Raw genomic sequence first — 6,449 nt, 5'->3', positions numbered from 1 at the left:
TCGACATCAGAGCTTATGAGTTCACTTCTTGCGGCGTGTTTTCATCTTTTCCCCGAACAACTCACCATAACAGGTCAGCCTCGCTGCGATGCTTTGTTCCATCCCAAAAAAGATATTCTCGGAAAACTGCTTGGTGTAAATATCGGGGAATTTGAGCAGCCTCGTTGTGATGCTTTGTTCCATCCCAAAAAAGATATTCTCGAAAAGCTGCTCGGCGTAAATATCGGGGAATTCGAGCATATCGTTTTTTACATGCCAACTTTCAGAAAGAGAATGAACCAAAGAGTTGAGGGTGCAGATATCGAGGATAACATATTCAGATTCAGGAATTTTGATGCGAAACGATTCCATGAGTTTCTGAAAAAGCATGGTATACTATTCGTCGCTAAACTTCACTGGACCGAAGAACCGCTTTATGATGCCATCGACAAAAAATTTACTGGAGAAAACTTTAGAATCATCCGAAACGATGCATTATCCAGAAACCTCGTGGATATATATGAGCTTTTGGGCGCAGCTGACCTTTTGATTACGGACTATTCCTCCGTCTATTTCGACTTCCTGCTCCTTGATAAACCTATAGTTTTCGTCCCCGTCGACATAGATATCTACCGAATCAAGCGCGGTTTTCTTCTCGAACCGTATGACTTCTGGACGCCTGGGCCAAAAGCCTACGACCAGGAATCACTCGAGGAGGAAATGTTAAAATCCCTGCGGGACAAAAGCTATTATTCCCAGCAGCGCGAGACAATTAATGCGTTGGTAAACAACTTCCGCGACGACCGCTCAACAGAACGAGTATGGAATGAGATAAGAAAGCGACTTGAGGAGCTGCGATGAGCGTTAATGTCATGAAAAAAACTGCTAATGTTTTCTCGTGGAATGTTATAGGAGCTGCGATAGGATTTTTCTTTCAATTGTTTCTTGCAAAAACCATAGGCGACGCAGAATATGGCAAAGCGAGCCTCGTTTTCGGCGCCTCTGGAACGGTAGCTATATTTCTCACATTTGGGTTCCATCCGCTTCTTGTCAGAAACGCGGCGGTAAATCCTAAAAAAGCAAAAACAATATTCTCACAGATGCTAACATCGACCCTTGGAGTTGATATATTTGTTCTCCCGCTGACGCTTTCGGTGCTTTTCATTATGCTATTCAATTCGGGTCTATATGGCTGGCAGTATGTTGTCGCAGCGTATCTTTTGATAATTTTCACACAGGTATCGGAGCTTATCTACGGCTACTATAAAGGTATAAGCAAACAGGAGATAGCAAGCTTCACGAAAGATGTTGCAGTGCGGATAACCAAAATAGCTTTTTTCTTTCTTTTAATTCCGTTTCTCGGCTGGACCCATAAATCACTGGTAGCGGCTTCACTGGCACCCTTGCTCGTTATGGGATACCTCGCCTCGAAAAATTTTTCTGGCAAGCCAAAGCTGGATTTCACGGTTGCATGGGACTATATGAAACAATCGCGATTTTTTTACCTCGTAACGATACTATACGGGCTTTACGGTTCACTTTCAAAAGTTCTTCAGGGTATTTATGCCACGAGTGCCGTAGTCGGTGCGCTTTCACTTGGAATGACTATCAGCGTGATAGTTCAGATGCTCGGAATAGCTTTCACAAATGTAGCTATGCCAATATTTTCTGAAAGCTGGCACAAAGGTGACCTAAAAACCATAAAAACAGTTTTTACAGATTTAACTCGCTGGAACGCATACCTTGTTTTGCCGCTTACAATATTTTTGCTTGTCAACATTAGTCGAATCCTTGGATTCCTTGGATGGAATGATCCGATTTACCCGTCGATAATATCAGTGGTCCTTATAGCGCAATTTTTCAACTCGTTCGTGGGACCCAACGGCACCCTTCTAAACATGACCCACCACGAGCAGTTCGAAGTTTTAAACGGTGCGGTGGGACTCATTACAGGCATATTACTTGGAGTAATCCTTGGACCAAAATATACTATGGGAGTAGCCATATCGTTCGCAGCATCGGTGATTATCGTAAACTTAATGAAATTTTTTGAGGTTGCCTTAATATTTGGAATCTATCCTTACAGTGCGAAGGTTCTCGCATATCTTTTCGCAGTCGGTTCCATACAGTGGATTGTCTTTAAATTTATCTCAACAAAGTTTATGGGCTTTTTAACTTGGCTCTTCATATCTTGCGCCGCACTCGTTCTCTTCATGATCATCGACTTCACTTTCTCCCCAATAAGAGGCGATAGAAACGCATTATTTGGACTTCTAAAGAAAACAAAACAAAGATAAGGAGCGTAAAATGAAAGTAGTGATCCTTGCAGCAGGGTTCGGGACAAGGCTCGGCACAACGCTTCCAAAGTGTCTCGTCAAAGTTGACAGTGAACGAACCATTCTCGACATTCAGATTGAATCGTTGAAACACCTTATCGACGATATCTACATCGTGGTGGGCTTCAAAAAAGAAATGATAATGGAATACTATCCAGAACTTACTTTTATTTACAATCCTCTATTTTTTGCGACCAACACCGCAAAAAGTCTCTACCTTGCTGTAAAGAAGCTCGATGATGATGTTCTCTGGCTTAATGGTGATGTAGTTTTTGAGCCGAAATTAATGGAATACATTCTCTCGCACACCGAAAGTTCATTTATGGCAGTAACGATGGGAAATGTTGACGAGGAAGCCGTCAAGTTTAAAGTGGATGAGCGTGGATTCATTTCCGCTGTCTCAAAGGAATTAACCAACGCGCTGGGCGAAGCCGTCGGGATAAATTTTGTAAAACGCGAGGAGCTCAAGCTGCTCGTTGAGGGGCTCGCCAGATGCAACGATAACGATTATTTCGAGAAAGGGATTGAATATGCGATAGAGAATGGCTTGAAAATAAAGCCTCTTGATATAAGCGAATTTTTCTGCATGGAGGTCGACTTTGAGGAGGACCTGAGCAGAGCAAAAGAAGCGCTAAAGAAAATAAATGAGTAAAAATAACATAACAATAAGCGTTATTATCCCTTCTTTTTATCCTGAACGCGAAAAAAATGTTCTGGAAATAATAAGAAAATTAAGAGCAGACCGCCTGCCACCTGACGAGATAGTAGTAATAAAAGAATTGGCTCCAGCGGGAAAGGCACGAAATTTAGGTGTGGAAAGAAGCAGCGGTGACATATTGATTTTTATTGACGACGATGCGATAATAGAATCTGACGATACGCTGAGTAAAGTGGTAGAGGCATTACTTTCGGACGATAACATAGGTATGGCAGGCGCAGTGCAAAAACCATGTCCAGACATGAACTGGCTTCAAAAAGCATACAGAAAGCAATTCCCTCGCACCGAAGCACCAACTGTAAACGAAATAAAGGAAAGCGACATGGTAACCACACTCTTTTGCGCGATAAGAAGGGACGATTTTATCGCCGCGGGAGGATTTGACGAAAGGCTAATAGCTGGGCAGGATAATCTGTTGCGTCACAAAATAAGACAGATGGGCAAAAAAATTGTACTCGTGCCAGAAACATTGGTCTATCATCCACTGCCGCGCTCGATAGCAAATGTGCTAAAAAGGGAGATAATATACGCGCATGGTATGGCTCAACTAAGTAAGCTCAATCTTATGCCGGTACCTGCTAAAAGGATAAAAAATATGTGGCAGGCGTTTTTTTACGCACTGGTTCGAATTATCGCATTACCCGTAAGACTATTTTACGGTGGTCCTGACGGCAAAAGCTTTGGATTCTGGTATCTTAGAGCTCCCGCATGGCTTGTTAACTCCATCGCATATGCATGGTTCTCAGCAAAAACAAAGAATGAGAATAGCTATTGACATATTTCCTCTTCAAACTCAATCGAGATACCGCGGAATAGGTGCCCACATAAGGGGTATTTTGCGTGGACTCTTTGAGTTAAACACAAAACACGAATTCATCCTTATTTGCTCTAAAAATAACATTCCACAGGAATTACTTCGGGAAAAGCCAGAAAATTTCGCCGTTGAGTATGTTGATTTTTCCTTCGGAGGCTACTTCGATATAATATATAACTGGCTAATAAAAAGGAAATTTGCCGAAAAAATTATCAGCAAAACAAACCCTGATGTTTACTTCGACTCCTCTTTTGCTGAAATGTGGTGTCCGCCGCTTAATCCCAAAAGCAGAGTAGTAACATGGATTTACGACCTCATATTCTTTAAATTCCCCGAATACCATGCAAAAAATCTCAAACAGAAAATAAAGCATCTTTTGTGGCATAAAAAACTAATGAACGCATTAAAAAATTACATAATAACGAGCTCGAACTTTGTGAAACGCGAATTGCTTACCGATTACGATCTGGACGATAAAAAGGTCTTTGTCGTTCCTCTTGGAGTTGACCAAAAATTTTTTGAAGTAAACTCGGACAAAGCAATCGAAAACGACATCAAACAAAAGTATATACTATATGTTGGTGGGATAGACCCTCGAAAAAACCTTATTCGAGCCATTAAAGCTTACTCATTAGCACTTAGTATATACTATATGTTGGTGGGATAGACCCTCGAAAAAACCTGATTCGAGCCATTAAAGCTTACTCATTAGCACTTAAAGAAGCCGATTTACCAAAACTCCTCATTTTGGGAAAAATAAATAAAAATGACGAGAACTTTTTACGATTAATGCGCGAAATAAAGAACAATAAACTTTCCGACAAAATCGTTTTCCATGGTTTCGTGCCCGACGACCAACTCCCAGCAATGTATGCCAACGCTCAGTTTCTTCTTTTTCCGTCTCTTTACGAGGGTTTCGGATTGCCAGCGGTCGAGGCTATGGCTGCTGGATGCCCTGTGCTCACCTCAAACCGGTCGGCTATACCGGAAGTAGCTGGCGATTGTGCATTGATGGTTGATCCGTATGATGTCGAGGAAATCGCAAGTGCAATTCTAAAACTTGCTGGTGACGAGCAACTAAGGATAAAGCTTGCCGAATGCGGACGAAAAAGAGCAAGGCAATTTAGCTGGGCTAAGACTGCAGAAAAATTTGTTAGCACTCTTGAAGAGGTGGTAAAAAATGGATGAGGAAAGAGTAATTCTTGCTCATGGCGAAGGCGGTCTCGCCACTAAAAGGCTTATTGAGAACATTTTCGCGAAAAAATTCTCCAACCCCATTCTAAATCGCTTTGAGGACTCAGCGATAATAAAAACCAATGGGAAGAAAGCTTTTACAGTTGATGCTTTCATAGTTGAGCCAATATTCTTTCCCGGAGGCGACATAGGGAAACTTTCGGTGGCGGGGACGATTAATGACCTTGCCGCCATGGGCGCCAAACCAAAATATTTTTCCGCCTCATTCGTTATTGAGGAGGGGCTAAAAATAAGTGGCAACCAAAATATTTTTCCGCCTCATTCGTTATTGAGGAGGGGCTAAAAATAAGTGACCTCGAAAAAGTAGCCGACAGCATGGCAAAAACACTTAACGAGGTAGGCGCAGAAATTGTTGCAGCAGACACAAAAGTCGTCCCCAAAGGCCACGGTGGCGGAATCTACATAACCACGGCTGCGGTAGGAAATGTAATTATAGATGTTGGTATCGACAGAATCGAACCCGGCGATGTAGTAGTGCTCTCAGGCGACATAGCACGACATGGTGCAGCGATATTAGCAGCCAGAGAAAACATTGAAACAGACCCGCCGCTTAATTCCGATTGTGCGCAGTTGTGGGGACTCGTAGAGGATGCCATAACTTCAGGCGTGGAGATTCATGCCATGCGCGACCCCACGAGAGGCGGTCTCGCAACAGTGCTCGTGGAAATAGCCGAAAAAGCAGGACTCGGAATAGAGGTAGATGAAAACGCCATCCCGATAAAGGAACAGGTCAAAGCGCTTTGTGAACTTTACGGCTTCGACCCATTATACATGGCCAACGAGGGCAAGATGGTATTTTTTGTCGCTGAAAATGATGCGGAAAAACTTCTTAACGCGCTTAAAAACAACGAACTCGGCAGCTTCGACCCATTATACATGGCCAACGAGGGCAAGATGGTCTTTTTTGTCGCTGAAAATGATGCAGAAAAACTTATCAACGCGCTTAAAAACAACGAACTCGGGACCTCAGCAGCGATAATAGGCAAAGTAACAAACGGCAAAGGCGTAATCCTGCGGACCAAAATAGGTGGAAAAAGAAAGCTAATAATGCTTGAAGGCGAACAATTACCCAGAATATGTTGAAATTTTAATAATCATCTTGGCAAAAATGCTGAATAACATTAAATTAAATAAAAAGGAGGCTATTAATGAGATTGATTCTATTGATTTTAGTATTAACCACTTCACTTTTAATATCTCAAACTGTCTCACCAAAAGTTGTGGATAACGGCGGTGGTCGCATATCTGGAACATCCTACGCTCTCGATGCTTCGATAGGACAGGCAGTGATAGGTTTTGGGCACCCCGCACACGGAACATCATTCGAGGCAGGATATGTGACATCATA

At 42.5% G+C, this 6,449-nt stretch carries 9 protein-coding genes; all 9 read left to right on the top strand.

What is annotated here, in order from left to right; all coding sequences use genetic code 11:
• Positions 1-840: CDP-glycerol glycerophosphotransferase family protein (locus J7J62_05805; GenBank protein MCD6124669.1), on the top strand; the 840-nt coding region annotated here is incomplete at its 5' end.
• A complete protein-coding gene (locus tag J7J62_05800; protein MCD6124668.1) occupies positions 837-2,276 on the top strand; it encodes an oligosaccharide flippase family protein in 1,440 nt (479 codons plus the stop codon). The genes J7J62_05805 and J7J62_05800, both read left to right, overlap by 4 nt.
• A 10-nt stretch (positions 2,277-2,286) precedes the next feature.
• Positions 2,287-2,967 carry a phosphocholine cytidylyltransferase family protein gene (locus J7J62_05795; GenBank protein ID MCD6124667.1) on the top strand — a complete coding sequence of 227 codons (681 nt, stop codon included), beginning with the start codon at positions 2,287-2,289 and terminating at the stop codon, positions 2,965-2,967.
• Entirely contained in the window at positions 2,960-3,808 is an 849-nt protein-coding gene (locus tag J7J62_05790) for a glycosyltransferase (GenBank protein ID MCD6124666.1), read from the top strand. The genes J7J62_05795 and J7J62_05790 overlap by 8 nt, the downstream gene beginning before the upstream one ends.
• On the top strand, positions 3,792-4,514 hold the full coding sequence (locus tag J7J62_05785; GenBank protein ID MCD6124665.1) for a glycosyltransferase: 723 nt from the start codon (positions 3,792-3,794) through the stop codon (positions 4,512-4,514). Before J7J62_05790 ends, J7J62_05785 begins: the two co-directional genes overlap by 17 nt.
• The gene (locus J7J62_05780) at positions 4,493-5,035 is read left to right on the top strand and encodes a glycosyltransferase family 4 protein (GenBank protein MCD6124664.1); all 543 of its coding nucleotides are present in this window, start codon (positions 4,493-4,495) and stop codon (positions 5,033-5,035) included. The genes J7J62_05785 and J7J62_05780 overlap by 22 nt, the downstream gene beginning before the upstream one ends.
• Positions 5,028-5,384, top strand: coding sequence for a hypothetical protein (locus J7J62_05775; GenBank protein MCD6124663.1), 357 nt, complete (start codon positions 5,028-5,030; stop codon positions 5,382-5,384). The genes J7J62_05780 and J7J62_05775 overlap by 8 nt, the downstream gene beginning before the upstream one ends.
• A gap of 32 nt (positions 5,385-5,416) precedes the next feature.
• Positions 5,417-6,184, top strand: a complete 768-nt coding sequence (locus tag J7J62_05770; GenBank protein MCD6124662.1) for a hypothetical protein — start codon at positions 5,417-5,419, stop codon at positions 6,182-6,184.
• Between the two features lie 65 nt (positions 6,185-6,249).
• Positions 6,250-6,449: hypothetical protein (locus tag J7J62_05765; GenBank protein MCD6124661.1), on the top strand; the 200-nt coding region annotated here is incomplete at its 3' end.

The sequence above is a fragment of the bacterium genome (assembly GCA_021159335.1).
GTDB lineage: Bacteria > UBP14 > UBA6098 > B30-G16 > B30-G16 > JAGGRZ01.
Note: the sequence above shows the minus strand (reverse complement) of the source record. Positions and strands in the feature narration are given on the sequence as shown.